The organism is Kribbella yunnanensis (assembly GCF_039529655.1).
Classification (GTDB): Bacteria; Actinomycetota; Actinomycetes; order Propionibacteriales; family Kribbellaceae; genus Kribbella; species Kribbella yunnanensis.
Genome location: NZ_BAAANF010000003.1, coordinates 462,523 through 486,547, shown reverse-complemented (window position 1 = coordinate 486,547; position 24,025 = coordinate 462,523). Strand labels below are relative to the sequence as shown.

At 67.1% G+C, this 24,025-nt stretch carries 21 protein-coding genes and 1 rRNA gene; 12 read left to right on the top strand and 10 right to left on the bottom strand.

Annotation, left to right across the window (positions count from 1 at the left end):
• Positions 1-65 (top strand): 5S ribosomal RNA (rrf, locus tag ABD231_RS42130); the annotation flags it as partial.
• 101 nt (positions 66-166) lie between these two features.
• Positions 167-1,204, top strand: a complete 1,038-nt coding sequence (locus ABD231_RS06885; protein ID WP_344146744.1) for an LLM class flavin-dependent oxidoreductase — start codon at positions 167-169, stop codon at positions 1,202-1,204.
• Positions 1,205-1,875: 671 nt separating this feature from the next.
• Here ABD231_RS06885 and ABD231_RS06880 read toward each other — a convergent pair.
• The 8 genes from ABD231_RS06880 to ABD231_RS06845 all read right to left on the bottom strand — a co-directional run bounded on the left by ABD231_RS06880 (position 1,876) and on the right by ABD231_RS06845 (position 9,384).
• Positions 1,876-2,838, bottom strand: a complete 963-nt coding sequence (locus tag ABD231_RS06880) for a catalase family protein (protein WP_344146741.1) — start codon at positions 2,836-2,838, stop codon at positions 1,876-1,878.
• Positions 2,839-2,867: 29 nt separating this feature from the next.
• Positions 2,868-3,851 (bottom strand): phosphotransferase enzyme family protein, encoded by a 984-nt coding sequence (locus tag ABD231_RS06875; RefSeq protein ID WP_344146738.1) that lies wholly within the window; start codon positions 3,849-3,851, stop codon positions 2,868-2,870.
• 70 nt (positions 3,852-3,921) lie between these two features.
• Positions 3,922-4,164 carry a hypothetical protein gene (locus tag ABD231_RS06870; RefSeq protein ID WP_344146735.1) on the bottom strand — a complete coding sequence of 81 codons (243 nt, stop codon included), beginning with the start codon at positions 4,162-4,164 and terminating at the stop codon, positions 3,922-3,924.
• A gap of 50 nt (positions 4,165-4,214) precedes the next feature.
• Entirely contained in the window at positions 4,215-5,483 is a 1,269-nt protein-coding gene (locus ABD231_RS06865) for an MFS transporter (protein WP_344146759.1), read from the bottom strand.
• Positions 5,393-5,887 carry a GNAT family N-acetyltransferase gene (locus tag ABD231_RS06860; RefSeq protein ID WP_344146732.1) on the bottom strand — a complete coding sequence of 165 codons (495 nt, stop codon included), beginning with the start codon at positions 5,885-5,887 and terminating at the stop codon, positions 5,393-5,395. Before ABD231_RS06860 ends, ABD231_RS06865 begins: the two co-directional genes overlap by 91 nt.
• A complete protein-coding gene (locus ABD231_RS06855; RefSeq protein WP_344146729.1) occupies positions 5,880-7,058 on the bottom strand; it encodes a type III PLP-dependent enzyme domain-containing protein in 1,179 nt (392 codons plus the stop codon). Before ABD231_RS06855 ends, ABD231_RS06860 begins: the two co-directional genes overlap by 8 nt.
• The gene (locus tag ABD231_RS06850; RefSeq protein WP_344146726.1) at positions 7,055-8,359 is read right to left on the bottom strand and encodes a DUF6271 family protein; all 1,305 of its coding nucleotides are present in this window, start codon (positions 8,357-8,359) and stop codon (positions 7,055-7,057) included. Before ABD231_RS06850 ends, ABD231_RS06855 begins: the two co-directional genes overlap by 4 nt.
• The gene (locus ABD231_RS06845) at positions 8,356-9,384 is read right to left on the bottom strand and encodes a phytanoyl-CoA dioxygenase family protein (protein ID WP_344146723.1); all 1,029 of its coding nucleotides are present in this window, start codon (positions 9,382-9,384) and stop codon (positions 8,356-8,358) included. The genes ABD231_RS06850 and ABD231_RS06845 overlap by 4 nt, the downstream gene beginning before the upstream one ends.
• Positions 9,385-9,588: 204 nt before the next feature.
• On the opposite strand from ABD231_RS06845, the gene ABD231_RS06840 reads away from it, so the two are divergent.
• The 6 genes from ABD231_RS06840 to ABD231_RS06815 all read left to right on the top strand — a co-directional run bounded on the left by ABD231_RS06840 (position 9,589) and on the right by ABD231_RS06815 (position 16,049).
• Positions 9,589-11,274, top strand: coding sequence for a cation:proton antiporter (locus tag ABD231_RS06840; RefSeq protein WP_344146720.1), 1,686 nt, complete (start codon positions 9,589-9,591; stop codon positions 11,272-11,274).
• Between the two features lie 93 nt (positions 11,275-11,367).
• Positions 11,368-12,585: an MFS transporter gene (locus tag ABD231_RS06835; RefSeq protein WP_344146717.1), complete on the top strand. Its 1,218-nt coding sequence runs from the start codon at positions 11,368-11,370 to the stop codon at positions 12,583-12,585.
• A gap of 43 nt (positions 12,586-12,628) precedes the next feature.
• Entirely contained in the window at positions 12,629-13,258 is a 630-nt protein-coding gene (locus ABD231_RS06830) for a nitroreductase family protein (protein ID WP_344146714.1), read from the top strand.
• A 136-nt stretch (positions 13,259-13,394) separates the two neighbouring features.
• On the top strand, positions 13,395-14,432 hold the full coding sequence (locus ABD231_RS06825) for an LLM class flavin-dependent oxidoreductase (protein WP_344146711.1): 1,038 nt from the start codon (positions 13,395-13,397) through the stop codon (positions 14,430-14,432).
• On the top strand, positions 14,429-15,151 hold the full coding sequence (locus ABD231_RS06820; RefSeq protein WP_344146708.1) for an NADPH-dependent F420 reductase: 723 nt from the start codon (positions 14,429-14,431) through the stop codon (positions 15,149-15,151). The genes ABD231_RS06825 and ABD231_RS06820 overlap by 4 nt, the downstream gene beginning before the upstream one ends.
• A 10-nt stretch (positions 15,152-15,161) precedes the next feature.
• Positions 15,162-16,049 carry an LLM class F420-dependent oxidoreductase gene (locus ABD231_RS06815; protein WP_344146704.1) on the top strand — a complete coding sequence of 296 codons (888 nt, stop codon included), beginning with the start codon at positions 15,162-15,164 and terminating at the stop codon, positions 16,047-16,049.
• A gap of 12 nt (positions 16,050-16,061) precedes the next feature.
• On the opposite strand, the gene ABD231_RS06810 is transcribed toward ABD231_RS06815, so the two are convergent.
• A complete protein-coding gene (locus tag ABD231_RS06810; protein WP_344146701.1) occupies positions 16,062-16,202 on the bottom strand; it encodes a hypothetical protein in 141 nt (46 codons plus the stop codon).
• A gap of 194 nt (positions 16,203-16,396) precedes the next feature.
• On the bottom strand, positions 16,397-17,329 hold the full coding sequence (locus ABD231_RS06805; protein WP_344146698.1) for a DUF1996 domain-containing protein: 933 nt from the start codon (positions 17,327-17,329) through the stop codon (positions 16,397-16,399).
• A gap of 287 nt (positions 17,330-17,616) precedes the next feature.
• On the opposite strand from ABD231_RS06805, the gene ABD231_RS06800 reads away from it, so the two are divergent.
• The 4 genes from ABD231_RS06800 (at position 17,617) to ABD231_RS06785 (ending at position 23,983) form a co-directional block, all read left to right on the top strand.
• Complete coding sequence (locus tag ABD231_RS06800) at positions 17,617-19,779, top strand: discoidin domain-containing protein (RefSeq protein ID WP_344146695.1); 2,163 nt, start codon at positions 17,617-17,619, stop codon at positions 19,777-19,779.
• Positions 19,780-19,876: 97 nt separating this feature from the next.
• Entirely contained in the window at positions 19,877-20,905 is a 1,029-nt protein-coding gene (locus ABD231_RS06795; protein WP_344146692.1) for a LacI family DNA-binding transcriptional regulator, read from the top strand.
• Between the two features lie 201 nt (positions 20,906-21,106).
• Positions 21,107-23,338, top strand: a complete 2,232-nt coding sequence (locus tag ABD231_RS06790; protein WP_344146689.1) for a discoidin domain-containing protein — start codon at positions 21,107-21,109, stop codon at positions 23,336-23,338.
• Positions 23,339-23,392: 54 nt separating this feature from the next.
• Positions 23,393-23,983: a hypothetical protein gene (locus ABD231_RS06785; RefSeq protein ID WP_344146686.1), complete on the top strand. Its 591-nt coding sequence runs from the start codon at positions 23,393-23,395 to the stop codon at positions 23,981-23,983.
• The last annotated feature ends 42 nt before the right edge of the window (positions 23,984-24,025 follow it).

Genomic DNA, 24,025 nt, shown 5'->3' with positions numbered 1-24,025 from the left:
TTAAGCCCTTCAGCGCCGATGGTACTGCGACCGGGAGGTCGTGGGAGAGTAGGACGCCGCCGGACTTTCACACTGTTAAGGGCCACCCCACTCGGGGTGGCCCTTAACATATGCCCAATTGGGCATTCCGCGGGCGACGGCCGATGCCGGTCGATACGCTTCTTCTGTGCGTACAGGCGTCGTAGTCGCGGCAGCTCCCGGTGTGGAAGACCTCGCCGTACAGGCTGAGGAGCTCGGCCTGAGTAGCTTCTGGGTCTACGACACCCCCATGGTCCACGGCGATCCGTTCGCCGCGCTCGCGTTGTGTGCGAAGGCCACCAGCCGCATCAAACTCGGTGTCGGCGTGACGTCGCCGACCTTGCGGTCGATCCCCGCGGCCGCGAGTGGGTTCGCCAGCCTCAACGCGCTGGCACCGGGCCGGATCATCTGCGGCGTCGGCACTGGCAACTCCGCCCGACGCACGCTGGGAATGCCGCCGACCAAGAGCGCCGAGCTCGAGACCTTCACCGCGTCACTACAAGATCTGAGCGCCGGCCGCCCGATCAGCTACCGCGAGGGCGTCCGAGTCAGCGACATCCAGTTCCTGCACGCCGGTCCGCAGCAGCTCCCCACCGATCCCATCGAGTTCGTGGTCGCCGCCCAAGGACTGAAGTCCGCGGCCATCGCCGGCCGCCGCCGTACAGGGCTCCTGTCCTTCGCCATCCTGGACCCCGACGCCTGGCGCGCATTCCAACGCGCTCGCCTGGAGGCAGCAGACGGACCTGTCGTCGGCGACTCCTACCTGACGACCTCCCTCTGTGTGCTCGGTGAGGGCGAGGACCCGCACGGCGACGCGGTTCGCGACGCAATCGGCCACACTGTTCTTTCCTTCCTGGTCTTCGCCGCCGACAAGCCCTCCTTCGCCGAGGTGCTTGGCCCCGAAGAGCGCGAGGCCGTGCAGCGCTTCCTCACCCAGCGCGGCACCACCGGCACCGCGCCCGATCGCTTTCGCCGCCTCTACACCAACTACCTGGGACGCATCGACCCGACCGAGCGAGACCTGATCCTCCCGTCACTCATCGACAAACTCGCCTTGGTAGGTACCCGCGACAACCTCCTCCGCCGCATCGCCGCCCTCGAGGCGGCCGGCGTCGACGAGCTTGTCATCCAGCCGGTAGTAGACCCACCCACCGAGCTGGCCGAGCTCGCCAAACTCACCGCCTGAGCGAACCGGTCTCGCTGGCCCACTGGACAGGAAGCGGAGGGCTTCCGCGGCAGGGCTGCCGGATTCGGTGGTATAGGTGATGATGACCAGCCCGTAGCCGGATGTGGTCGGTGAGTGTGGGGAGTGGGCGGTCGAGTGTGACCTTCGTGCCGTTGTACATCGTTTACCGCCGACAATCTCCTCACAGTCGACGCGGACTGCTGGTGGCGGCGCGTCGACCGAAGCCACCGTGTCGAACAGTGGACCGGGAGGGGGTGGGTGGAGGTGGGCGGAGGTGGGCGGACCGCCCCCACTCACTAACTCTGCGGAGCGTGCTCGGTTCACGCTCAGCGTGACCTGCCTGAACCGTCCAGCAGAGGGTTGGTGAGTGGGGCAGGTCCGCGCGCTGCATGCACCCGGATCTGATGAGGCGGTTCACCAGGCGTATCAGGCCTCGTTAGTGCCTCAGTTGGCCCGCGCGGACACGCATATCGCAGGCCCACACCATGTATCGGCTGGGCACGACCGAACGCGACTACGCCCGAAGTTGCCCCGGCGCCACCCTGGGTGAAGGCCTGGCGGTCCGCGGCGAACAAGCTAGCCAAGCCCGGCCACAAGTCATCGATTGGCTGCGCCGCATCAGGCTGCGCTGACAACCGCAGCGCCGGCTTCGACGCCTGTCCTGAGTTGGGTTACTTGGCTGAGCGGGCTTGTTGGCTTGCGTAGTAGGCGACTTTGCGGGCGCGCATGACCTCGCCGAGGGGGCGATGTTCGACCAGCGCGTTCCAGGGGTCGAAGCGGGCTGACTCGACGGTCTTGGCGAACTGCTCGTCGGGTTCCTGCTGCGGGACAGTCAGTGTGGCGACAGTCTGGTACGGCGTGGACCAGGTTGCGGAGGCGTCTTCGATTGGTGTGCTCGCCTCGTCCTGGAAGAACTGGACCTGCAGTTCGTAGACGAGTGGCGCGACTGCGAGTCGGCGGAAGAGGTCGGCACCCCAGTCCTGCGGGGCCGCCGGATCCACCTGGTCGGACGCGGCCGCGAGTCGCACGCGAACGGCGTACGGGCCGAAGGCAACGGGTGCGGCGCTGAAGAAGTCCTGGGTGGCGAAGCCGGTGAACGGCGTGCGGATCGCGGTGACCACTTCACGCACCTTCGGCAACAACGACGGGGACGTGATGAGCCGGCGGATCGCGGTGCCCGGCGTACTGCCGGTGGTGAGAACGACCCCGCTGAAGTCCTTGCTGGTTGCCGAGCTGAAGTGTTCATGGTTGATCAGGGCGAAGTCCTGACTCTTCGCCTCGCCGCCGAGTGCCGCCTGCCCGGTCACCCCGAGGATCTTGATCGAGAAGCCGCGGACGTCCGGCGTCTTGTCCGCCGCGACGTTGAACCCACCGTTCGAGACTCGTAGCCAGGCCTCGAATGAGGCTGGCTGGGCGAACAATCCCTGTCGCGCATAGTCCGGCAGGCCCTCCACCACGTCGACTCGCGCCCGCAAGGCAGCCACCTGTCGGCGGTGCAACGCGCGGCCCACTCCGTACTTGCCGGACTTGCGTAGCTGCATGGCGACGAACCCCTCCGCCTGCCGCTGGTGCCGTTCCTTCTCGTCCGCTCCGACAACTTCACGCCACGCAGTACTGGGCTCGACCTGTGTCATGCCTCCATCATGGCCCCTCGCCTCGACGGCTAGAGGAGTTTGTCGAGGGAACGGTTGATGTAGTTCATGGTTCGGTCGAGGTCGGCGGCGAACGCCGGGTTGACTTGGGCCATGCCGGCGAACCAGAGGCCGAAGGCAACGTCCCGGGTCGCGATGAAGTTGTCGAGGTGCGCGAGGTCGGGGAGCTCGCGGTGTTCGCCGTAACCTTCGAGGAGGGCGGTGCGCATCGCGGGGTACTCGTCGCGGTAGCGGTTGTCCCAGAGGGGGACGGCGATGTCGTAAAGCCAGTAGCCGAAGCCGCAGTCGTCGAAGTCGATGATGTGAACGGCGTCCCCGTTGAAGAGAGCGTTCTCCAGGTGGAGGTCGGCGTGGATGAGACCGAAGGCGTCCGGGGTGGTGCCGAGGTCTTTCATCGTGATGCGCATCCGACGGGCGATCTCGTCGAACTGCGTGCGTACCGGGGGCGGTAAGAGATCCCAGCAGTCGGCGGCGGAGACACCGCCGTACTCCATGGTGTTGCCGAAGAAGGTCTCCCAGTCCCAGCGCATGCGGGTGAGCTTGGTGGGTGGGGTCCACGCTGCGGTGTGGTTGTGCAGACGAGCGAGCACGCCGCCGAGTCGCCGGAAGTGCACGGGGTGCGGATGATTCGCCTGCATCCGCCCGTCCTGCCAGCCGAGGACCGAGCAGACCAGGTCATCGCTGACGGTGGTCCATTGGTTGGCGCGGGTGCGGATCGGCGTCGGTACGTCGAGATCGGTGTCAGCCTGCAGCGCCGCCAACCACTCAAACTCCGAACCGACCGCCAGCCGCGAGTCAACACCCGGACCGTGCCGGTTCTTCCGGTGCACGCGCATCAGGTAACGCCCGCCGGGGGAGTCGACGCGAAACGTCGTGTTCTCCCCGTGCGCGATGAACGTCAGCCGCGGCGCGTCGATCGCATAATCCGCAACCGCCCGCACCGCCGTCCGACGAATCCGCGCCACCTGCGCACGCTTCGACTCGAGCTCACCCATCTGTTGAGCGTAGCTTCGCCAATTCACCCGCCGCGAACCATTTGCCCCTTGAGGCACTGGACTTCCAGGATCACCCGCGTTCGACGTACCGCTCGAACACAACCGGTACGCCGACCTCCTCGCCGAGCGCCGCAGTCAGCTCCTCGTGGTCGGTGGCTGGATCGGACCAGAGCATCACGCCGACCCCGGAGAAGTCCTTGCTAGGCCCGGCCGAGCAGATGACATCGTGATGGTCGGTCACGAGCTGCCTGGCGATCGGCATCAGTTCGTCGAGCGGATAGATGCGGCGTGACGGACCGTCCTGTGCATCCACGGCTGCCTCCTCGACGTGTACCTCGCCCTTGCAGACCACAGTACGACGGATCAGTCGGTCGCTCGGGCTGGTTCGGGTTCGCGGGTGGGGGTCCAGGTGATTTGGGTGGTGCAGGCGGTTACTAGGAGGGCGGAGAGGGCTACGGCTGCCATGCCGTAGAGGAGGGTGGTGGCGTTGGTGAGGGCGCCGATGGCTGGTGGGCCGGCTAGGAGGCCGAGGGTGCCCATGGTGGCTACGAGGGTTAGGGCGTTGGGGCCTTGTTTGGCGGCGGCTGCGTAGAGGCAGGGGGTGGCGGCGGCCATGCCTAGGCCTACGCAGGCGAAGCCGATGAGAGTGGGGATGAGGCCGCCGATGAGGAGGGCGGCGGACAGAGCTGTGCCGGCGATGGTGGTGCCGGCTAGGACTACTTGGCGGTCGCCCCAGGCGGCTCGGCGGGAGTCGGCGAAGAGGCGGGTGAGGAGCATGGTGGCGGAGACTACGGCGATGCCCAGGGGGAGGACTGCGGGTGGGGCGCCGATGATCTCTTTGAGGTAGAGGGCGGACCAGTCGTTCATGGCGCCTTCGACGACGGTGACGAAGACCATGGCGACTGCTAGCCAGGCGATGGTTCGGGACGGGATGGTGAGTTTGCCCTTGGCCTTCTCGGTTGTGGGGAGGTCGGTGGGGAGGAGGGACCGCGAGGCGAGGGTCGCGAGGGCTGCGAGGATTGCTGCGCCGAGGGTGAAGTGGGTGAGCAGGTTCGTGGTGGCGGCGGTGACGGCGGAGGCGATGAGGGCTGCGGTGAAGATGCCGCCGCTGAAGGCTGCGTGCAGTTTGGCCATGGTGTTGCGTTCGTACTTCACTTCCAGCGCTGTGCCTTGGGCGTTCATCGCCACATTGAGGCAAGCGACCAGCACACCGTCGATGAGCATCACCGCGAGCGCAACCGGCTGATTCGGTACGACGGCCAATCCCAGCAGCACGAGAGTCAGCCCGACACACGCGACGAGTGCGAGCCGCCGGGAACCCAGTCGCCGCATCAGAAACGTGACGATCGGGAACGCGATGGCGGCACCGATCCCGGTGGCCAGAAGCAGCAGCCCGACTTGCGCGTTCGAAAGATCCAGAGAGCTCTTCAGCATCGGGATCCTGGCGGCCCAAGTGGAGTACTGGAAACCGAGGAAGCCGAAGAGTGCGGCGATGGCCAGCTGCGAACGGCGGAACTCGTCGCGCATGCGGAGAGCCCTTTCTAGAGGACCTTGGTCAGGTAGCGAGCGTTGTCGCCGTAACCGGTGGGGGCGGGGACGGCCGGATCGGGGCGGAAGCCGTTGGACGACCAGAAGGGAAACGTGCCGGAGAGCGCGATCAGCGAGATCCTGCGATACCCGAGATCGCCGGCAACCGCGTCCAGGTGAGTCACGAGCGAGCGCCCCAGACCGGTACGACGGAAGGCCGGGGCGACCGCGAGATCGTGCAGATGCAGGTTCGGCGAACCCGCCAAGACACCCGCCGACAACCCGAGTTGCGGATAGCCGCCGTACGGGAAGGGCATCGCGAGGACGTAGGCACGCACTGCGCCGGGCTGACCGAGAACGAAGCACGTGTCCGGAGAGAGCGCTCTCCATGATCTCAGCGCGTTCTCGCCCTCGGAGAGCCCGAGCGGTCCGTACGCCGCCTGTTCCAGCGCGGCGATGTGCGGCCAATCGGTGTCGATGATCGGCCGCACGCGAACCGTGTCAAGCATGGATCTCCACCGGCAAGACGTTCACCGGTAGTGGCTCGAAGCCGTTGAAGCGTTGCGTTGTATAGCTGGTGGAGTAGGCGCCGCAGGACAGGATCCAGACCGGATCACCGGAACCGATCGTGGCCGGTACCCGGGCCGGTGACGGTTCCTGGCCGAAGACGTCGTCGCTGTCGCAGGTCGGCCCGGCGACGACCGCCGGTACCCGGAGTCCCTCGGGATGCGCCGGGAACATCATCCGGTACCGCACCTGGTCGACCTCGTACAACCCGTTGAACTTCCCGCAGCTCAGATACAGCCACCGCTCCCGCGCACCGTCTGGCTGCTGCCGGGACGACAGCCGTACGACGTGGGCCCGGATCGCACCGTGGTCGGCGACGAGATGCCGCCCCGGCTCCATCACGAACTCCACCGGGGCGATCTCGCGCAACCGCTGCATCCCCGACCGGATCGTGCCGAAGATCTCGGCCAGCGACGGATCGAGCGCCGTACCGGCTCGGTCGAGATAGCCCAGCGCGGGCAGGCCGCCGCCGAGGTTGATCCGGTTGATGTGGATGTCCAGATCCGCGAGCTCGGTCATCGCCTCGGCCAACTGGCTGAAGGCGGATTCCCATGCGGCGGTGGTCATCTGCTGCGACCCGACATGGATCGACAGCCCGGACGGAACGAGACCCTGGGCCCGCGCGATCGACAGCACGATCAACGCGTCCCGCACCGAACAGCCGGCCTTGCGATTGAGGCCCCACAACGCACCTTCACCAGTGGTCCCCAGCCGGCAGAACACCCGCGAACCCGGTGCACTCGCCGCGATCGCGACCACATCCGGAACGCTGTCGGTCGCGAAGTCCCGGATCCCGAGCCGGTAGGCGTCGGCGATGTTCTGATCCGACTTGACCGTGTTCCCGTAGTGAACGTCTTCCGCAGCGACCCCGGTCGCGAGCGCCTGGACGATCTCCTGAGGGCTCGCGGCATCGAAGCCCGAGCCGCGACCGGCCAGTGTCTCGAGAACGCCGTCCACGGGACAGGACTTGATCGCGAACCGGATCGCGGTCTCCGGCAGCTCCGCGGTCAGTGCGCCGTACGCAGCTTCGATCCCGCCCAGATCGAAGATGATCTGATCGTGGTCTGCGAGCTCCAAGGCGGTTCGCAGCCGATCACTCAGCACTGTGTTCATGTAAGCAGACCTGCTCCTGCCGAGATGCTTGCCTTGATCAACGACTGCCAGCCGTCGATCAGTACGGCGAAGTCGTCCATGTCCTGGCGGGCTTCGTCCAGCAGAGCCGAGCGCCGAACCACCAGGGTCTCGGCGAAGTCAGCATGCCGCCCACCCAACCGTCGATAGGCCGAGCCGAGCTTGTCCAGCCGATCGACGTTCTCGTCGACGGGCAACTGGATGCTCTGCCGGACAATCCCCGCCACCGCTGCCGCGTCGACATCTCCGTGAGCGTCACGGAGAGCGCTCCCCGCGACTCCCATCCGCTCGTAGACGAAGTGCAGATAGAGCATCGACAGGAAGAACTTGGTCAGCGCCAGCTGGTACGACGCGAACCCCGCATCGGTCTTCCGTTCACCGGTGTGCAGGTTCACGATGTGCCGGTTGTGCTGGACGCCGGGCAGACCGGCATCGTGCACGAGATGCATCAGGAAGTAGTCGCTGCCGATCGTGTCGGTTGCTGGCGGCAACGGAACCTGTTCCTGGACCCGGTGGAACGCGATGTTCGACATGTCGACACGCATCGGGTCGACCATGGTCAGCACCGACTCGTCGGCACGGAACGGCGTGGTGCCTGCCCCGGTGAAGGATTCCGCAACCAGGGCACGCTTTTCGGCCTCGGGCGCGTCACCGGGGGCCCACAGACTGACCACTTCGTAGTAGATCTCGGGATCACGCTGCCGGATGTCGTCGATGTCCACGGACATGTCGCCGATGAACGACGCGCCTGCCATCACCACCGGCAGGTCGTCGCTGCCCGGCGCGAGGTCGACGGCCGACACTCGCTCGCGGGCCGCCGCGGCCGTCGTACCGATGGTGAGCTCGTGATGGATCGGGAAGATCTTCGCGCCGTCCAGCTCCTGGTAGGTGCAGTCGGAGTCGCGCCGGTGCACGGATTCGCATCCGAGCGCGGCCGCGATGACGAAGGCCCGGTTCGTGCAGGCGCCGTACGAGCGTCGGCCGGGCAGCATCAGGTCGAGGATCCGCTCGGGTTCGTTGAGCGCCGCGTCCTTGATCACGTGCTGGAGAAACGCCCGTTGAGCGCTCTCATCGAGATGCACGACCTCGATGCCCGGCTGCAGCGGTAGCGCGGCGAGGACCCGAGCGTGTTCGGCGTAGTCCGTCGGGGAGCTGGAGTCCAGGACCAGTACGGCGATCTCGACGTCGAAGTGCGAGACCCCGTACGCCGCCTCTTCCGCCAGCTCGTGCAGCATCGGAGTGCAGGCCCGGTCGGTCGGCAGCGCCAGGCAGATGCGCCTCACCGGGTCTCCCCTCCGGCGCTGTGCCATGAGTCGAGCCCGAGCAGCTTGCGCCCGAGAGCGGTCAGCTCGGCGGTCGGATACCGGAGCGACTCGTGCTTGATCGGGTCGCCGACCAGGGTCGCGTTCCACTCCGGCGTACTGAGGGTGCGCCAGGACTCGACGCGTGAGCGGACGAGGTCCTGATGGGTCTCCAGCGCCGGCATCATCGACAGGTACTGCACCGAGCGGACGCTGTTCGCGGAGCGGTTCGGGGCGACGCCGTGCGCGAGCATCCCGTTCCAGATGAGCAGATCGCCGGCCTCGAGCTGCGGCCGGATCACGGGGAACTCGTTCCGATCGATGGCGGGTCGGATCGGATCGCGGTCCAGCGGTTGCTCGGCGCGCCAGCTCTCGAACTGGCGGAACAGTTCGGGGCAGCACTGGAAGCCGCCGCTGTCGTCGGTGGTGTCGGTCAGCGCGATGATGCCCTGGACCCGCTGCGGCAGTACGTCGAGCGTGCTGTCGACGTCCCAGTGCAGATCGATGTCGAAGCCGGTGTCGGTGGCCGGGATCAGCGCGCGATCGCGGTTGCCGACGTTCGGTGGGTTCAGGTTGAGCCTGTCCAGCGTGACCCAGAGCTCCTCGCTGTCCCAGACGTCGACGAAGGCGTCGTACACGCGCTGCGCCTGCCGGCTGTCCCAGATGAGTTGGTGCTGATAAGCCTCGACGAATCCGTAGATGTAGAGGTCGCGTTCCAGCTCGGAACGGAATTCTCGCTCCGGATACCAGCTGCTGGGCTGGTCTGGTTTCAGCCCCTGGAATTCCCAGGCGAAATCGAGGAGCTCCTTGGCGTGTGGAATGGCGTGTTTCACCACGGTGTACCCGTAGGTCTGCCAGTGGTCGTAATCGGCGGCGGACAGCACCCGCAACGGCAGGGTCTTCCGCACGTCGCGCAGCGGTGTCGCGGCCAGGTAGGTATCGGCGTCAGCGCTCGAGTAAGGCACCTTCGAGGCGGCGCGGTAGAGGTCTGTCTCAGTATTCGGCATGAACAATCGTCCCCAGTACGGTTGTGCCCGCCAAACCGGTTCAGTTTGCCGAGCTGTTCGTTCACGGGAGTTTCGCAGGATCCTTACCAAAGTATACGAAGGAACCTTAGCAAAGTAATTCAAGCGATTGTGCGGAGTGCGCTTTCCGCTTCGCGAACCGTGCCCGTTCAGCCCTCCGGGTGTGCCCCACTAGAGTCCTGTGACGTGGACCATCAGTTCTTGCTCATCGCCGGCGCCGGGCTCGCGATCATGATCACGGCGTCGGTGTTCGCGCGGCGGACCGGAGTCGCGGCGCCGCTGCTCTTGGTTGCGCTCGGCATCGGTGCCAGCTACCTGCCCAGTACGCCGACGATCCACCTCGAACCGGAGATCGTGCTGGCCGGGGTGCTGCCGCTGCTGCTGTATTCGTCGGCAGTGCAGTTGCCGGTGCTCGACATCCGGCGGAACCTGTCGCTGATCGCCTGGCTGTCGGTGGTGATGGTGATCGCCTCGTCGCTGGCGATCGGGGCCGTTGTGCATGCCCTGTTCCCGAGCATCTCCTTCGCCCTGGGCGTCGCGCTGGGCGCGGTGGTGAGCCCGACCGACGCGGTCGCGGCGACAGCCATCGGTCACCGGGTCGGTCTGCCGCCTCGAGTGATGACCGTGCTGGAGGGGGAGAGCCTGGTCAATGACGCGTCCGCGTTGGTGGTGCTGCGGACGGCGATTGCTGCGATCGGAGTCGTCGGCGGTGGGTTCGACCTCGGCCACACCGTCCTCGACTTCGGATGGGCGGTGATCGGCGGCGGTCTGATCGGTGCCGTGATCGGCGTCCTGACCGTGCTGCTGCGACAGCGCCTCGACGATCCGGTGCTCAACACAACGATCTCGTTCGCAATCCCTTTCCTGGCTTACTTTCCGGCCGAGGAGCTGCACGCCTCCGGCGTACTCGCGGTGGTCGTGGCGGGACTACTGACCGGCGTACTCGGCAGCAAGCGGTTCAGTGCGCGCGACCGGCAGACCCAGGCGACGACCTGGACCACGATCAGCTTCGTCCTGGAGAGCGCTGTCTTCCTTGCCATGGGCTACCAATTGCCCGAGCTGGTGGACGCGGCCCGGGCGGAGACCACGGTCGGTGAGATCACCGGGCTGGTGCTGATCGTCGTTGCACTGCTGGTGGTCCTGCGATTCATCGGACTCGCCTGGCCCGCGCTGTCCGGCCGGTTCGGTCGTGGGGATCGCAACGAGCAGCAGCGGTCGCGGCTGACGCAGTTCGAAGAAGCGCTGGACGCGATGAACCCGGAGAGCGATCGGGAGGAGTCGCGTCTCGCCTGGGCGCGCCGCCGGTTGGCGCGCGGGCGGGCGGATGTGGAGTTCGAGGAACGCGAGCCGTTGACCTCGCGCGGAACCCTCGTGCTGGCGTGGGCCGGGATGCGCGGGGTCGTGACGGTGGCCGCCGTACAGACGATTCCGGCTGGTACGCCGCACGTCGCCACGGTCGTGCTTGCGGCCTTCCTGGTCGCGCTGTTCACGTTGGTGGTCTTCGGTCTGACGCTGCCGTGGGTGATCGCGCGGATGAAGTTCCAGTCCGAGAGCCGGGAGGACAAGCGGGACGCGACGCAGGCGTTGCTGCGGCGGATCGGTGAGTCGGCGATCGATGCGATGGGTCCGCTCGAGGAGCAGTTGGTCGAGGGTGAGCCGCTTGATCCGGAGCTGGTCGCGACGATGAAGGAGCGGATCATCCCGCGGCTCGTTTCGGCCAGCCGGCAGGCTCCGGCGGCTAAGCCGGACAGCTTCGAGCAGATGGCCGTCGTCCAGCGTCGGTACCTGGATGCCATGCGGGATGCGCTTGGTGCCGAGCGAAGCATCGGTGCCTTCAGTTCGGACACACCTACAAGCAGGTCGAGGCGCTGATCGACACGATCGAGTACCGGTTCAAACCCGCTTAGGCTGCCGGGATTCGTCAGTCCAATGGCGCTGGGCGACGCTGTGGGCTTGAGTCATGGGGTGACCTCCTTCTCGCCGGCCGTGCGCCGCCTCATCATCGCGACACTGGTCAACACGCTCGGCAACGGCGTGTACGCCGCGATCGGGGTGATGTACCTGACCCGGGTCGCGGGGTTGTCGGTAGCCCATGTCGGCGTCGGTCTGACGATCGCCGGCGTACTCGGGCTCGTCACCAGCACGCCGCTCGGCGTGGTCGCCGACCGCCTCGGACCGAACCGCGCGTACGTCGGCTTCCTCCTGCTGCAGGCGATCACGATGAGCGCGCTCACCCAGGTGCACTCGTTCGGCGCGTACGTCGCCGTGGCCGCGGTGACCGCGATCGCGGACTCGGGCCAGCGTGGCGCGAAGGGCGCGTTGATCGCTGGACTCTCCGAGCCCGATCAGCGAGTGCGGACCCGCGCGGTCCTGCGGGTCACCACGAACATCGGGATGGGCGTCGGCTTGGCACTCGCCGGGATCGTGCTCGCGCTCGACAAACCCGGCCTGTACGTCGGGGCGCTGCTGGCCAATGCCGTCACCTACTGCGTGACGGCCGCGATGATCCAGTTCGGTCTGCCGATCGTGGCCGGGATCGCGTCGGAGAGCGCTCCCTCGGGTCTGACCGCGCTGAAGGACCGGCCGTTCCTGGTGTTCGTCGTACTGGACGGGGTGCTGAACATGCACAACGTGATGGCGCAGCTCGCGATCCCGCTGTGGATCGTGACGGCGACCGATGCGCCGCGGTGGCTGATCTCGGTGCTGCTCGTGATCAATGCGGTCGCGGTCGTGTTGCTCCAGATCCGCACCGCTCGCGGAACGGAACACCTGGCCGGTGCAGCGCGAGCCGGTCGGCGGGCAGGGCTGCTGCTCGCGGCCGCGTGCGGGGTGTTGGCGATCACCGACGTGACGTCGGGGCCGGTGACCATCGCGCTGCTGATCGTCGCTGCGCTCGTGCATGTGCTGGGGGAGATGCTGCAGTCCGCCGGCGGTTGGGGCGTCAGCTTCGAACTCGCCCCGCCCGGTGCGCAGGGGCAGTACCAGGGTGCGTACGCGATGGGGCATCAGCTCGGAGACCTCGTCGCGCCGCTCGTGCTGACGACGATCGCGGTCAGCTGGGGCTGGCCCGGGTGGTTGCTCACTGCCGTGCTCTTCGGAATCGCCGGCGCGTTCATACCGGTCGCCGTACGGCGTCATCCTGCTCTGGCGGTCGCTGTGCCGGTGGCGGGCGTTGCGACATGAGATGAGTCGCGGGGTGGGCTCGGCGGGTGAAACACTGACATGCGTGTACACCCTTGACCTGAACCCAGACGAGTTGCTCACCACGACCCGCGCCGTCCGCAAGCGCCTGGACCTGGAGCGGCCCGTTGCGCCCGAACTGATCCGTGAGTGTCTCGAGATCGCGACCCAGGCGCCGTCCGGCAGCAACGGGCAGCGTTGGCATTGGCTGGTCGTCACCGACCAGGAGAAGCGCGCGAAGATCGCGGAGTACTACCGCGAGTCGCTGCACGCCTACTTCGCGGCGAACGAGGCGGCCCGCGGGCCCGAGACCGATCCGGTGCAGCAGCGGGTGCGCGACAGTTCGGCGTACTTGGGTGACAACCTCGGCAAGGTGCCCGTCTTCGTGATCGCGTGCATCACCGCGCCCTCGCTGCCGTCGGGCAACCAGGCCGGTCTGTGGGGGTCGATTCTGCCCGCCGCCTGGAACTTCATGCTCGCCGCGCGAGCCCGTGGGCTGGGGACGACCTGGACCACACTGCACCTGAAGTACGAGCGGGAGGTCGCGGAACTGCTCGGCGTACCGGATGAGGTTCGGCAGGGGGTGCTGATCCCGGTCGCGCACACGATCGGCACCGACTTCAAGCCTGGGCCGCGGCGGGATCTGGAGAACGTCGTCCACTACGACAAGTGGTGATGTCCCGGGAATGAACCCCCGCCTGCTCTTCCTCCATGGAATGAAACCCCGCCTGCTCTTCCTCCATGGAATGAAACCCCGCATTCCACGCGTTGACATGTCAACCTAGACTTGGTGACGTGGACAGGAGCGGGAAATGAGTGGCCTGGAGTTCGGTCTCGACACGTTCGGCGATGTGCCGGAGGGTGCGAACGGCGAGCTGGTGTCGGATGCGGCGGCGATCCGGCAGGTGGTGCAGGAGGCCGTACTGGCCGATGAGCTGGGCGTGGACGCGATCGCGCTCGGCGAGCACCATCGGCCGGAGTACTCGATCTCCTCGCCGGAGACGGTGCTGGCCGGGATCGCCGGGCAGACGTCGCGGATCAAGCTCGGGTCAGGCGTGACCGTGCTCAGCTCGGACGACCCGGTGCGCGTTTTCCAGCGGTTCTCGACCGTGGACGCGCTCTCCAACGGCCGCGCCGAGGTCATCCTCGGGCGCGGCTCGTTCACCGAGTCCTTCCCGCTCTTCGGGTACGACCTGGCCGACTACGAGGTGCTGTTCGAGGAGAAGCTGCAGCTGTTCGCGCGACTGCTCGACGAGAAGCCGGTGACCTGGGAAGGCACGGTCCGCGCTGCTCTCGACAACGCCGATGTCTACCCGAAGACGGAGTCCGGCCGACTGACCACCTGGGTCGGCGTCGGCGGCTCACCGCAGTCCGTCGTCCGTACGGCGTTCTACGGGTTGCCGTTGATGCTCGCGATCATCGGCGGTTCGCCGGAGCGGTTCGCGCCGTACCTGGACCTGTACAAGCGGGCGTCCGAGCAGTTCGGCACCGTCGCGCAGCCGGTCGGCATGCACTCACCGGGCTTCATCGCCGACACCGACGAGGCGGCCAAGGAGATCTACTACCCGCGCTACAAGGTGATGCGGGACCGCATCGGCGCGCTCCGCGGCTGGCCGCCGGTGAAGCGGTCCGAGTTCGACGCCGAGGTCGCGCACGGTTCCCTGTACGTCGGTTCGCCGGACACCGTGGCGCGCCGGATCGCCGGCGCGGTCAAGAAGCTCGGGGTCGGGCGGTTCGACCTGATCTATTCGTCGGGGTCGGTGCCGGGGAGCGATCGGTTGCGAGCGGTGGAGCTGTACGGCAGCAAGGTGATCCCGATGGTCCGCGAGATCCTGGCCGAGGAGTCATGAGTAAGCCTGTTCTTGCGATTCTCGGGGCCGGCAAGGTTGGCACTGTGCTCGCGCGGCTCGCGGTCGGGGCCGGGTATCCGGTGCTGATCGCGGGGTCGGGTGATGTATCGAAGATCGCGTTGATCGTGGAGATCGTCACGCCGGGTGCGGTCGCGACTACCGCGGCCGACGCGGCGGCGCGGGCGGATGTGGTGATTCTGGCGCTGCCGCTCGGCAAGCACCGGACGCTTCCGGTCGAGGCGCTGCGCGGCAAGCTCGTGATCGACGCGATGAACTACTGGTGGGAGGTCGACGGCATCCGCGACGACCTCACCGATCCGCGGACCTCGTCGTCCGAGATCGTCCAGGAGTTCCTGCCCGAGGCGCGCGTGGTGAAGGCCTTCAATCACATGGGCTACCACGATCTCGAGGACGGCGCCTCGCCGGCCGGATCGCCCGGGCGGAAGGCGATCGCGGTCGCGGGTCCGTCGCTGGAGGCGGCCGAGGTGGCGGTGATCGTCGACGACCTCGGCTTCGATCCGGTGATCGCCGGTTCGCTCGCCGACGGCGTCCAGCTGGAACCGGGGACCGAAGCGTTCGGGGCCAATGTCACCGCGGCCGAGCTGCAAGACATGCTCGACCGCTTTCCCGAGTCCTCCCGCGGCCTCGCCGTACGGACTGCTCGCGAGCAGGCCACTGATCGGAAAGTGGACGCTGCCTCGGCGCCGCTGACCCTTTAGCGTCGACGGCATGTCTGTTCATGGATCGGCACGCTCACTCGGCGCGGTCGGGATCTGGGCGCCCTGGTGGTTGTGGAAACAGGAAGGCGAGAAACTCGACGAGGCCGCGCGCGAGCTGGAGGAGTTGGGATTCGGGACCCTCTGGGTGGCGAACGGCCCGGAGATGCTCGAAACCGCCGCTGTGATGCTGGGAGCGACCACAGCAGTCTCCATCGCCACCGGGATCGTGAACATCTGGGTCCACGATCCCGCCGACGTCGCTGACGCCTACCTGCAGGCGGAGCAGCGGTTTCCCGGGCGGTTGACGATCGGGCTCGGCAACGGTCCGCGGGAGCCGGCTCAGTGGGCGCGTTCGCCGTACCGCGAACTGACCCGATACCTGGATCGACTCGACGAGGTGGGGCTGCCGAGCGATGGCCGGATGCTGGCCGCGGTCGGTCCGAGGATGCTCGAGCTGGCCGCAGCTCGCTCGCTGGGCGCCCACCCGTTCCTCAGTACTCCGGAACACACCGCTCTGGCCCGCGCTGCGCTGGGGAACGGGCCACTGCTCGCACCCGAACTCAAGGTCGTGCTGGAGACCGATCCGGCCGTCGCCCGGTCGATCGCGAGACAGGCTCTGACGTTCTATCTGACCAAGCGCGGCTATGCGGCGAATCTTCGGCGTCTCGGGTTCACCGACGAGGACCTGCAAGGCGGTGGCAGCGACCGGCTCGTCGATGCGGTCGTGGCGTGGGGCGACGCGCGCACCGTGCGGGACCGCATCTCCGAACATCTCGAGGCCGGAGCCGACCATGTCGCCGTCCAGCTCCTCGACCGGTTCACGGACGGGCCGGACCGCGCCGTACGGCGCCTTCCTCGGGCGGGCTACCGGCAGTTGGCAGCAGGTCTGACCGGTTGACCGGCCAGACCGTCAGTAGCGCTCCATCGGGAATTCCGCGGAGGCATGGCCGAATTTGGCGTCCAGCAGGACGTCGTCCTCCGCGACACTGGATCGCGTGTCCGTCTCGAGCAGACGTAACAAAGCCAGCAGCCGGCGAGTCACTTCGCACATACTGGATCACCCCCTCCCAGTGTCCCTATCGTTCTGGAGGGCCAGAACGTTTCTCACAACTTTGTTGCGGTCGGCAACCGGAGGCCCCGGGAGCAGGGTTCGGGGGCGAGGGTGAGACTGAGCTCACAGACCTCGCGGGCCGTCCTGCGGCGCCGGGCCTGCCCTGTCCCCGGCACCGCAGGAGGATCAAGTGGTCAGGGGCGTCCGGGCAGCCGGTAGTTGTCGCCGAGAACCTGACCGCGGTGCGGTTTGTAGAGATCGAATCCGCGCGAGTTGCACTGCAGGCCACCGTTGATGCAGTGGCTCACCAGGGCAGCCAGCGTCGGCGGGTCCCACGCGTTGAAGAAGTCGTAGTGCCAGGAGTAGCCACGTCCGCTCGCCAGCCGGACGTTGGTCACGTCGCCGTCCGCGGGGAAGGCAATCTTGAACTCCAGCATCGGCACCGGGTTGGGGTGCGAGGCTGGGCAGGTGCCGTTGACCGGGTAGGCCATGTGGCTCTTGTGGTCGGGGCTGTCCAGGTCACGGCCGTTCCAGCAGCTCGGGGCCTGGTAGCGGATGTTGAGCTGGGTTCCCGCCGGACAGTTGGCCGGGAAGTCCCAGTTGTGCGCGCTGTCGCCGCACTCCCAGCCCTCGACGGCACCGGGCGAGGTCCGGAACGCCTCCTGGGTCGCGGTCGGGCTGCCGACGACGTACCGGATGCCCGGCGGGAAGGGCCGGACCTTCGTGTAGTCGAGGATGCCGGACTTGTAGTAGATGGTCTGGTGCCAGGTCTGGATCACCGGATCGTTGCCGCGGAACATCGTCGGCCACCAGTACGCCGACAGGTCGTCGGGGTTCAGGCAGGTCGTCGCGTACGGACCGGCGGCGTTCAGGCTGTTCAGGGTGGTGGCGGCGTTCGTGGTGTTGTTGCCCACGAAGCTGTGGTCGTGGGAGGCACCCGGCATGTTCGGGAACACGATCGGGTCGTCGGGCGCCCGGTGATGGACGGTGCAGTTGACCTGGAACTCGTGGTGCGTCACCTCGTCAGCGGCATGCGCGGACGAGCCGGCGAGAGCGGTCAGTACGGCGGCGATGACGCCGACGGCGGTGCCGCCGGCGTACAGGACTTTCTTCTTGGCTGGGAACACGGAACTCCTCCTGCTGGGGGATTCCGCGGGGCGGCGATCGGGTCAGGGTCGGCAGGGTGATCGGAGTGGCCCGCGGTCGGAAAGATCGCGGGAGAGCGCTCTCTGGAGAACCATGATCCGGCCGCCTCGCGGTGTCAACCCTCCGTGGTTCCGGAACCACGCTGAGCGTGAACCCGGCGTACCGAGGCATTGACAACACCGGAAAGCAGCGGCCACGATCGGTCCGCGAGAGAGCGCTCTCTCACCCTCTCTCCGTCAAGGAGCTCTCCGCAAAAGGAGTCCGCCCGATGAAGCTTTTGCCCGCTCTGCGTGCCCGGCGACGGCCGCGGCCGACCGCCGTCCTGATCGCGGTGGCCCTGGTGGCGCTCGGCAACCTGGTGGTGTCGGCCGTCCCGGCGCAGGCCGCGACCCTGTTGTCCCAAGGCAAGCCGGCCACCGCCTCGACCTCCGAAGGCGCCGGTACGCCGGCCTCGGCCGCGGTCGACGGTGATGCGAACACCCGATGGTCGAGCGTGTGGGCCGACAACCAGTGGCTGCAGGTCGACCTCGGCGCGACCGCCACCGTCGAACAGGTCGTCCTCCAGTGGGAGGCTGCGTACGCGACCGGCTTCCGCATCGAGGTCTCGGCCAACGGCCAGCAGTGGAACCAGATCTACAGCACCGCCACCGGTCCGGGTGGTACCGAGACCCTGAATGTCAGCGGCAGCGGCCGGTACGTCCGCATCTTCGCCACCACCCGCGCTAACGGGTACGGCGTCTCGCTGTTCGAGTTCAAAGTCTTCGGAACGCCGGGCGACAGCGGCCCGGCGCCAGGAACCGGAACGGTTCGGATCGCCGGCAGCCAGGGCAACTGGCAGTTGCTGGTGAACAACAACCCTTGGGTCGTGAAGGGCCTGACGTGGGGACCGCCGCCGACCGAGGCCGCTCAGAGGCTGCCCGAGTTGAAGGCGATCGGCGTCAACACGGTCCGCACCTGGGGAACCGATGCGAGCTCGAAGCCGCTGTTCGACGCGGCCGCTGCGAACGGCATGCGAGTGGTCGCCGGCTACTGGCTCCAGCCTGGTGGTGGGCCTGGCAGCGGCGGCTGTGCGAACTACGTGACGGACACCAACTACAAGACCACGATGCTCGGCGAGATCCGGCGCTGGACGACCGAGTACAAGGACAACCAGGGCGTGCTGATCTGGAACGTCGGCAACGAGTCCGTGCTCGGTCTGCAGAACTGCTACTCCGGCGCGGAGCTCGAGCAGCAGCGGATCGCGTACGCGACCTTCGTGAACGACGCGGCCAAGGCGATCCACGCGATCGACCCGAACCACCCGGTCACGTCGACCGACGCCTGGACCGGTGCCTGGCCGTACTACAAGCAGTACTCGCCGGACCTCGATCTGCTGGCCGTGAACTCCTACGGGCATGTCTGCCAGGTGAAGCAGGACTGGATCAACGGCGGTTACAACAAGCCGTACATCCTCACCGAGGGCGGACCGGCCGGCGAGTGGGAGGTCCCGAACGACGCGAACGGCGTACCGAATCAGCCGACCGATCTGCAGAAGCGCGACGGGTACTTGCAGGCGTGGAACTGCATCACCGGGCATGCCGGTGTGGCGCTGGGTGCGACGCTGTTCCACTACGGGAGCGAGAACGACTTCGGCGCGGTCTGGTTCAACATCACGCCGGGCAACGAGAAGAGCCTGGCCTGGTATGCGATCCGGCAGGCCTTCGGTGGCCCTGGTGGCGGGAATACGCCTCCGGTGATCACCAACATGACGTTGAGCCGGACGACGGATGTCCCGGCCGGCGGCACGGTTTCGGTCAACGTCGCGGTCAGTGATCCCGACGGGGATGCGCTCTCTCACGAGTTCAAGGTCGGTGGGAAGTACATCGACGGGAGCGGGGCTCTGGTCACGACGACGTCGAGTGGCAACGGTCCGTTCACGGTGACCGTGCCTGCGCGGCTCGGGGTTTGGAAGCTGTACGACTATGTCCGGGACGGGCGTGGGCACGTCAGCATCGAGACTCGGTCCTTCCGGGTGGTCGCGCCGCCGGTCGAGGGGACGAACATCGCGCGGGGTCGTCCGGCGACAGCGTCGTCGTACCAGCGGGTCGGACCGGGAGCGCCGTTCCCGCCGTCGAACGTGACGGACGGGAACAACGCGACCCGCTGGGCCAGCGACTGGTCGGATCCGCAGTGGGTGCAGGTCGACCTCGGGCAGGTGACGTCGTTCGACCGGATCCAGCTGATCTGGGAGGGAGCGTTTGCCCGTTCTTACCGGGTCGAGGTGTCGGACGACGGGAACGCCTGGAGAGCGCTCTACGACACGTCCGCCGGGAACGGGGACGTCGACGACATCACGACCGGCGGGAGCGGGCGCTACGTCCGGCTGACCGGGACCCAGCGCGGTACCGGCTGGGGCTATTCGCTCTACGAGTTCGGGATCTACCGACGCTGATCCCACCGACCGGTACGGCGGCTCACCACCTGGGGCCGCCGTACCCCTGTGGATAACTTTGAGGCGGAATGACGTGTCCCAGATACGATCCGGTGCCATGACGCAGGCAGCGACCCGACGTACCCCGACCTTGGAGGATGTGGCCGAGGCGGCGGGTGTTTCGCGCGCCACGGTGTCCCGGGTGGTGAACAAGAAGGGCACGGTCGACGAGGGGCTGCGTCGCCGGGTGCTGGAGGCGATCGACGCCACCGGCTACGTCCCGAACGCGGCCGCTCGCACGCTCGTCAACCGTCGTACCGGCACCATCGCCTTGGTCATGTCCGGCTCCGACGGGTCCGCCGCGCAGGTCTTCGCCGATCCGTTCTTCGGCCGGATCACCGGCGGTGTCGTGACGTATCTACGTGAGCGTGCAATGCATCCGACGTTGATGCTGGCCGACTCCGACCAGGCTCGCCAGGACGCGCTCGACTTCGTCCGGCGCGGTAATGCGGACGGGGCGATTCTGGTCTCGACGCATGCTGGTGATCCCCTGCCGCGGCTGTTCGTGGATGCGGGGGTGCCGGCGGTGCTGTTCGCGCGGCCGGCTGATCCGGTGCCGATCAGTTTCGTGGATCTGGATCATGAGGCGGGCGCGGCGCTGGCGGCTGCCCATTTGGCCGAGCGTGGTTGTCGCCGGATCGCCACGATCGCGGGTCCCGCCGATCTGCCGGCCGCGATCGGCCGGTTGTCCGGGTTCCAGCGGGCGATGGAGCGGCATGGCGTTCCGTACGTACATGTTGCCCGTGGCAACTTTACTGCCGACAGTGGTGAGCGGGCGATGGCCGAGTTGCTGGCGATGGATCCGGAGCTCGACGGGGTGTTCGCGGCCAACGATCTGATGGCGGTCGGTGCGCTCCGGGTGCTGCGGGATCACGGGCGTTCGGTTCCTGATGATGTGGCGCTGATCGGGTTCGACGACAGCGAGCCTGCGCAGCTCACTCGTCCGCGGTTGACGACTGTGTACCAGCCGGTGGAGCAGATGTCGGCCGAGATGGGGGCGATGCTGGTGGCGCTGCTGGCCGACCCGGACACGCCGCCGTCGTCCGTCATCTTCGATCCGCGGCTGATCGTCCGAGAATCCGCCTAACCGGTCCAGCTGGCGTCTCCGCCTGACGGCTACCGCCTGATGCGTTCCTGCCTGCCTGCTTCCGTCTGACTGCTTTCGGCGGGTCCGGAAGTTCCGGAACCAGGCTGAGGGAACGTTCCCTTGACACTGCCGCGGACCGCGGCCACTCTCTGAGAGAGCGCTCTCTCGGACCCTTTCCGCCCTTTCTGATTGGTGTCGCCCATGGATGTCTTGTCGCGCCTGCGTGCGCGCTCTCTCCCGGTTCTTCTCGTGCTCGCCCTGGCGGCGACCGGCCTCGGCGCTGGTGACGCCATGGCCGAGTCCCGGCAGCAGGACCGGCTCGCCGCCTGCGGTACCGCGAACGCCGCGCTGAACCGCCCCGCCACCGCGTCATCGATCGAGAACGCCGGCGTACCGGCCTCGGCTGCAGTCGATGGCAACCCGGGAACGCGCTGGGGGAGCGCTTTCTCCGATCCGCAGTGGTTGCAGATCGACCTTGGATCCAAGGTCAGTGTCTGCCAGGTCGCGTTGACCTGGGAGACGGCGTACGGGAAGGCGTTCCGGATCGAGCTGTCCGACAACGCCTCCGCGTGGACCGAGGTCTACTCGACAACGACCGGGGCCGGAGGTGCGCAGACGCTGGAGGTCGCCGGGAGCGGTCGTTACCTGCGGATCACCGGCACCCAGCGCGCGACCGGCTGGGGATACTCGCTCTGGGAGGTCGCAGTGCGCACGAGCGACGGCACTGGTCCGGTGATCCCGCCGACTGATCCGCGCAACCCCGATCTCGGTCCGAACGTCTTCGTCTACGGACCCGGCAGTTCGCAGACCGACATGCAGAACAAGCTGAACCAGATCGCCACCGAGATGCACACGAACCAGTTCGGCACCCAGCGGTACGCCGTTCTGTTCAAGCCCGGCAGCTACACCGCCGACGTGAACCTCGGCTTCTACACCCAAGTGGCCGGCCTCGGACTGTCACCCGATGACGTCAACCTCAACGGGCACGTCCGGGTCGAGGCTGACTGGCTGCAGCAAGGCGACAACCCGAACAACAAGGGCAACGCGACGCAGAACTTCTGGCGGTCCGCCGAGAACCTCGCGGTCACGACGCCGGCCGGTCAGATCGAACGCTGGGCGGTGTCGCAAGCAGCGCCGTACCGGCGGATGCATCTCAAGAACGCGCCGGAGGTGCAGCTCTGGAACGGCGGCGACGGCTGGGCGAGCGGCGGGTTGTTCGCGGACACCAAGATCGACGGCCGGGTGGTGTCGGGATCGCAGCAGCAGTGGTTCTCGCGAAACTCGGAGTTCGGCAGCTGGGCCGGTTCGGTCTGGAACATGGTGTTCCTCGGCACCAACGGCGCACCGCCGCAGCACTTCCCGAACCCGTCGCACACGACGATCGGCCAGACCCCGAAGGTCCGGGAGAAGCCTTTCCTGTACTTCGATGCTGCGGGCAACTACAACGTCTTCGTCCCGGCGCTGCGCACCAACTCGGCCGGTACCAGCTGGTCCCAAGGACCGGCCGCCGGTACGTCGATCAGCTTGGCCGACTTCTACGTCGTCAAGCCGGGCGCGTCGGTCGACACGATCAACGCAGCACTTGCTCAGGGCAAGCACCTGCTGATCACCCCGGGCGTCTACCACCTCAACGACACGATCCGGGTTACCCGGCCGAACACCGTCGTACTCGGGCTCGGCCTGGCCACGCTGATTCCCGACACTGGGCAGGCAGCGATCAGCGTCGCCGACGTGGACGGCGTCAAACTGGCCGGAGTGCTTGTCGACGCCGGCCCGGTCAACTCGCCGTCGCTGATCGAGATCGGCCCAGCCGGATCGAACGCGAGCCACGCGGCCAACCCGACCTCGGTGCACGATGTGTTCGCCCGCGTCGGCGGTGCGCACATCGGCAAGGCCAGCGTCAGCCTGCGCGTGAACAGCAACGACGTGATCGGCGACCACCTCTGGCTGTGGCGCGGCGACCACGGTGACGGTGTCGGCTGGAACGTCAACACCGCCGCCAACGGACTGGTAGTGAACGGCAGCAACGTCACGATGTACGGCCTCTTCGTCGAGCACTACCAGGAGTACGAGACGCTGTGGAACGGTAACGGCGGCCGCACGTACTTCTACCAGAACGAGTTCCCGTACGACGTCCCCGACCAGGCCTCGTGGTCGAGTGGCGGCGGTACCCAGGGCTGGGCGGCGTACAAGGTCGCGAACACCGTGACGACGCACGAGGCGTGGGGCGTCGGCAGCTACTGCTTCTTCAGCCCCAACAACTCCATCGTCGCGTCCCGCTCATTTGAGGTCCCGGACACACCGGGTGTGCGCTTCCACGACCTGGTCTCGGTCTCACTCGGCGGAGTCGGCACCATCTCGAACGTCATCAACAACACCGGCGGTACCGCCAACACCGCCAACCAGCAGCGCTACCTGGTGAACTACCCCTGACCTGATGCTGCCAAGTACGGCGCCACTGCGCGCCGTACTTGTTAGCTTGACCGCATGGGTTTCGATCTGCACGTCGGGCCGCTGGACGGGATCGACGAGCCGGGCGCCGAACAGGACAGCAGTTGGTACGAGTACAGCCTGGAGATGTTCGCAGTGGCGAACGAGTACCTGGCGTCGCAGGGGCTGCCCTCGCACACTGAGCCACGCAGCATCGGGGGTTCTGTGCACATGGGCTACCGGCAGCCGCTAATGGAACTGCTCGAGCTCGACGCGATGCTCCCGGACGAGCTCCGCCCCACGTTCGATCACCTGCTGGTGGCCGGCGTGGACAGTCTGTTCGTCCCGGTCGACCTGCCGGAGCCAGTCCGGCTGAAGGCTGATGGCCAAGGCTTCCAGCTCGGGTCTGTGCCCCGGCTCCTCTTCCAGTCCGCCTGGCTGCAACGGCTGGTCGGTCAGGACAGCTGGTACAACCTGGACTTCGCGACCGACCTGTACGGACCCGTGCTCGACGAGCCGCTCGCAGGCTTCCCGCTAGAGCTACCACTCATGGAAGGAGGCGGTACGGCGGGCGCGGCCCTCTCCGAGACGCTGTGCCGCGCAGCGATCGACGCCTACCAGACCAACTCGTCCATCCGCATCTGCTGAGCGCACGTAATCGGCCTGTCATGGCTGGGGTGGCGTGTCTGT

Excerpts from the sequence above, each read along its gene's own strand:
- ABD231_RS06845 (WP_344146723.1), bottom strand. The coding sequence starts at position 9,384 with ATGCCGAATACTGAGACAGACCTCTACCGCGCCGCCTCGAAGGTGCCT.
- ABD231_RS06790 (WP_344146689.1), top strand. The coding sequence starts at position 21,107 with ATGGATGTCTTGTCGCGCCTGCGTGCGCGCTCTCTCCCGGTTCTTCTC.
- ABD231_RS06820 (WP_344146708.1), top strand. The coding sequence starts at position 14,429 with ATGAGTAAGCCTGTTCTTGCGATTCTCGGGGCCGGCAAGGTTGGCACT.
- ABD231_RS06855 (WP_344146729.1), bottom strand. The coding sequence starts at position 7,058 with ATGAACACAGTGCTGAGTGATCGGCTGCGAACCGCCTTGGAGCTCGCA.
- ABD231_RS06875 (WP_344146738.1), bottom strand. The coding sequence starts at position 3,851 with ATGGGTGAGCTCGAGTCGAAGCGTGCGCAGGTGGCGCGGATTCGTCGG.
- ABD231_RS06825 (WP_344146711.1), top strand. The coding sequence starts at position 13,395 with ATGAGTGGCCTGGAGTTCGGTCTCGACACGTTCGGCGATGTGCCGGAG.
- ABD231_RS06860 (WP_344146732.1), bottom strand. The coding sequence starts at position 5,887 with ATGCTTGACACGGTTCGCGTGCGGCCGATCATCGACACCGATTGGCCG.
- ABD231_RS06800 (WP_344146695.1), top strand. The coding sequence starts at position 17,617 with ATGAAGCTTTTGCCCGCTCTGCGTGCCCGGCGACGGCCGCGGCCGACC.
- ABD231_RS06810 (WP_344146701.1), bottom strand. The coding sequence starts at position 16,202 with ATGTGCGAAGTGACTCGCCGGCTGCTGGCTTTGTTACGTCTGCTCGAG.
- ABD231_RS06785 (WP_344146686.1), top strand. The coding sequence starts at position 23,393 with ATGGGTTTCGATCTGCACGTCGGGCCGCTGGACGGGATCGACGAGCCG.
- ABD231_RS06815 (WP_344146704.1), top strand. The coding sequence starts at position 15,162 with ATGTCTGTTCATGGATCGGCACGCTCACTCGGCGCGGTCGGGATCTGG.
- ABD231_RS06880 (WP_344146741.1), bottom strand. The coding sequence starts at position 2,838 with ATGACACAGGTCGAGCCCAGTACTGCGTGGCGTGAAGTTGTCGGAGCG.
- ABD231_RS06795 (WP_344146692.1), top strand. The coding sequence starts at position 19,877 with ATGACGCAGGCAGCGACCCGACGTACCCCGACCTTGGAGGATGTGGCC.